The organism is Spirosoma sp. (genome assembly GCF_048594605.1).
In the GTDB taxonomy this organism is placed as follows: Bacteria; Bacteroidota; Bacteroidia; order Cytophagales; family Spirosomataceae; genus Spirosoma.
Map to the genome: position 1 here is coordinate 1 of NZ_JBMDWV010000044.1, position 4,723 is coordinate 4,723.

Below are 4,723 nucleotides of genomic sequence, written 5' to 3' on the forward strand. Positions count from 1 at the left end.
AAAAACGACGGTCAAGACAACGATTATTGAATATTTTTTCATGTTCAGGAATTAGAAAGTAGCCGAAATACCCATAGTGATCGAACGTACCGGCGGAATCAAATCGCTGCCACCACGGTCAACGTCTTCAGGATCAAGGCCCGTCCAAGGCGTAACGACAAACAGGTTCGTTGCGCCTACGTAGGCTCGTTGGCCGTTTATGAAACCAAGTGAACGTGTCAGCGAAGCAGGAAGTGAGTAGCCTAACTGCACGTTTTTCAAGCGCAGAAAAGCGGCACTTTCGACAAAACGGTCGGAGAAGCGGTTGTTGTTAGCGGGGTCAGAGCGGACAGCGCGGGGCATCGTGGTGGATGGATTTTGCGCAGTCCAGCGATTCAGCGTGGTAGTCCATTGGTTGCTGCCTGCGCCACTCATGTTTTCACCAGACGCCCGCCAGCTGTTGTAGCGATACACATCACCAACTCCCTGGAAGAAAATCGACAGATCAAATCCTTTGAAGCTGCCGCCCAGGCTAAATCCGTAATAGTAACCCGGAATGCTGCTACCCAGGAATGTCCGGTCATTGGTATTCACCTTACCATCGGGCGTTTCCGAGCGAATCTGTCCGGCATCTTTTGGATCGCCGTACACATCCTGGAAATACATATCGCCCGGCGCGAAATTGTTGTTGTTGATCGCATCCGAATTCTTCGCTTTCCATGCATCGATTTCAGCCTGATTCTGGAAAATGCCACCTTTTTTATACCCCCACAGATAATTCATTGGCTGGCCCACTTCGATACGTCCATACTCGTTTCCGAAGGGCAGATTCTGGAATGTCGACTCGACGCGGTTTTTCACCGTAGTCAGGTTGCCGGAAATATTGTACCGGAAATCGTTGCCAACCGTTCCGTTGTAGCCAACCTGGAACTCCATCCCGCTGTTCCGTACCGACGCAATATTCAAAATTGGCTGGTTCTGATTACCCACACTGGCCGCCAGGTTCGCAGCCTGCAAAATCCCGGACGTCAGGCGGTTGTAGTATTCAACCGTAGCGGTTAGTTTACCCTTAAGGAACGATCCATCAAAACCTAAACTGGTGGTTTTACCGATTTCCCAGGTCAAGTCCTGCACCGGGAAATCGGGCAGTGACGTACCATTCAGCAACGTACCGATACCATTTCCATTCCCCGAACCCAGTGCATAATCGGGTGCATCGGAAACAAGGGAGAGATACGCAAACGAGCGCGTTTCCTGATTACCCAATTTGCCCCAACCTCCGCGAATTTTCAGGTCGTCGATGAACGTAGCACTTTTCATGAACGGCTCGGCACTGATCCGCCAGGCAAGCGAAATCGCCGGAAACGTACCCCATTTGTAACCCGGTGCAAACCGCGACGCCCCATCCCGACGAACCGTTGCATCGACGTAGTAGCGGCTGGCGTAATTATAGCTCACGCGCCCCAGATAGCCTTGTAACGCGTTTTGGTCACGAAACGAACTGACATTGGTGTAGGGTTGTATGTTCGTCAGACTACGAAATTCCGGTTGTGCAAACTGAATCTGCGACGCGCCACCCTGCAAAAACTCATAGGTGTACTTCTGATCCATCGCGTTCAGCAACACATCGACATTGTGATCACCAAACGCCTTTGTGTAGTTGATACTGAACTCTTTAACAATGTTGGCGTTGCGTGAATGCCGTTCGCCATACGTTCCTTTCGACGTGCCATCGCCCACGGAATACGGGTTACCTGGATTTTGCAGGAAGAGGTAATTATTGACCGCTGTCCAGTCATTCCGTCGGTTGTAATACCAGTCGACGCTCAGCGTACCTTTGAATTTCAGTCCCAGAATCGGCTCAACCTGCACAAAGGCGGTTCCGATGTTCCGCAGCAGCGTATAGGTTCGGTCGGACGTAGCAACCATGCCGTAGAGGTTATTATTCGTTTCCGGTCCCCACAGCAACGTAGTGGCATCGACAACAAAAGGTGGTATCGAAGGCAGATACTGGGGCCGCGACGTTACAGGCGTTCCTAATTCGGGGTTTGGTTTAAATGTTAGATTTACGGAAGGCGCATAACCCAGTGGGCCGTTGGGATCGTAAATCTGCTGCCAGGGCGACGTTTCTGCCGCATATTGCAACGCGCTCGGTGTGTTGTCGACCGCTTCAGAATAAGCTAATCGATACGTTAATCCCGTTGACAAAAACTTGGACACTTTCGTATCGACGTTCGTAGCCAGTGAATACCGCTTTAAACTATTCTGAATCAGAGGGCCTTCCGTATTCGTATAGCCTGCCGATACGTAGTAGCGCGTCGCATCGTTCCCGCCCGAAATCCGAAGGCTGTAGTCCGTATTGGGAGCGTTTTTGTTCAATAAGGGAGTTTGCCAGTCAGTGGTGGGTTTATTGCCTAAGTAAGCCGCGTTGGTGGGGTCGAATTGTACGGGTAAGTTCTTGGCTTCGTTGGAGTTATTGGCGTAGGCTTCGCGGTAGAGCGCCACAAATTGCGATACGTCCAGCATACTCAATTTCTTCGTTACGTTCTGAATGCTGTGCGAAATCGATACATCGACTTTTGGTGCACCGCGCGCTCCTTTCTTGGTCGTAATCAGCACAACACCATTGGCCGCCCGTACCCCATAAATAGCCGCTGCCGACGCGTCTTTCAGCACCGACATCGACTCAATATCGTTGGGGTTAATCATCGACAAGACGTTCACATTCCCTCGGATATCGCGCGTGACCGAACCGCTGGCATTGTCCGTACCCGAACCATATTCCGTCAGCGGGATACCATCCACCACATAAAGCGGCTCGGCATTTCCGAACGTACTGACTCCCCGGATACGTACCTGCGGACGCGCCAGTGGACTACCACCCGGTGTTGATACGAATACGCCGGCCATCCGGCCCTGCATGGCCAATTCTGGCGCCTGCGCGACGCTCTTGCTGATTTCTTTGGATGATACTGTCGAGATGGCTCCCGTTAAGTCTTTCTTCTCCCGCGAACCGTACCCGATGACCACAACTTCGCTCAACGAACCTTCTTCAGCTGCGAGCGAAACGGTATAATCGCTGGCGTTGGTAAGCGGCACTTCTTTCTTAATGTACCCGACGAATGAGACAACGAATTGCTGCGCCGAGTTGGGTACCGACAGGCTGAAATTACCATTAGCATCGCTGGTTGTTCCCTGTATGGAACCGGCTATGACGATGTTGGCACCCGGCAAGGGCGTGTTATTGCCTGCGTCGAGCACCTTCCCTTTTATGGTTCGGGTTTGCGCATAGGCGCTACTGAAACTAAGCAGCACAATCACCGCCATTACCAGATTTCTGGGAATAGAGTAAGGTTGATTCATACGTGTCGTTCAGATAAAAATTTAGCTTTCTGTCACGAAAATTGGTATCATTAAAAGATACCTTTGTCCTATTCTGTCATAGGTATGCACGTACTGAAGTCATTTCTCCTAATTCTGTTTTTAAGCGTACAGTCATTTGGGCAAGTCTCGTTTGAGCACTTGACTACGGCAGACGGATTATCACAGAGTACGGTTTGGGCTATTGTGCAGGATAAAAAAGGCTTCATTTGGATGGCTACGTCCGACGGTTTGAACCGTTTCGATGGGTACAGTTTCAAAGTCTTTCGTCGGCAACCGGGGCAGGGGAATAGTTTACCCATCAGCAACATCGCAGCACTTTACGCCGACCAACATAACACGATTTGGGTAGGGCCCCGAAACAACGGCCTATGTCGGCTGCGTCCTGATGGCGAAACGTTCGATCATTTTCCGTTACTGAAACCCGGAGATTCCGATGGTCAGGTAAGTATTTCATGTTTTGCCGAAGTTAACAACCGGCTCTGGATTGGTACGGCGGAAAAAGGACTGTTCTATTATGATTATGTAACGCAGAAAGTTGGCCGCTATGCTGATGCCCGAATCGGTACGTCGGTCACGGCATTGTATCGGGATGAAGCGGGGCAATTGTGGATTGGCACAATACAGGGAACAGTATTGGCATTTAATCCTGAAACAGGCGAATTGGAGTCATATTTCATTCCATTCACAGCCGACGTAGCAGCGCATCATCGCTCTATTAATGTAATCAAAAAAGACCATTTAGGCCGGTTTTGGGTAGGCACACATGGGCATGGGCTATTCCAGTTTGAGCCAGAGTCAAACCAGTTTCGGCAGGAATTTATCAAGCCAGGTGTGTATGAAACCGTCAATGTCATCACCGACATCATCGACGATAAGTCGGGGAATCTATGGGTACTGACCGATTACGGAGCCTGGTTCTATCCGCATGGTAATTCAGACCGGAAAGTTTACCTACTGCCCGATAGCGAAGACAGCCACAGCCTAAGTACACATGCCTTAAAACGAGGTCTTTGCGATGCCGACGGTAATCTCTGGATTGGTTCATGGCAAGGTGGCCTTAACATTCGCTACGCCCAACCTGAGCGGTTCAGTTCGTTTCGGCACGAACCCCACAATCCACAAAGTTTGCTGGCCGACCGGGTCACCGCTGTTACGTATGATCGAATAGGTAATCTGTGGGCGAGTTCCATCAAAGGATTAACCGCCATTTCGCCCAACCGACAACAATTTCGACGGTTTACGTCGGCCAATTCGCCGTTAAAAGCCAACGACGTTAACGTACTGTTCCGAACACAAACAGGCAACGTACTGATTAGCACCTGGACGGCTGGCTTCTCGCTCTACAACCCTGACCATAGTC

The 4,723-nt window shown here is 50.5% G+C and carries 2 protein-coding genes; one reads left to right on the forward strand and one right to left on the reverse strand.

Annotated features, from left to right (window positions below; all coding sequences use genetic code 11):
* Positions 1-51: 51 nt before the first annotated feature.
* Complete coding sequence (locus tag ACOJS8_RS02470; RefSeq protein WP_420146945.1) at positions 52-3,342, reverse strand: SusC/RagA family TonB-linked outer membrane protein; 3,291 nt, start codon at positions 3,340-3,342, stop codon at positions 52-54.
* A gap of 159 nt (positions 3,343-3,501) precedes the next feature.
* Here ACOJS8_RS02470 and ACOJS8_RS02475 point away from each other — a divergent pair.
* Positions 3,502-4,723: ligand-binding sensor domain-containing protein (locus ACOJS8_RS02475; RefSeq protein WP_420146946.1), on the forward strand; the 1,222-nt coding region annotated here is incomplete at its 3' end.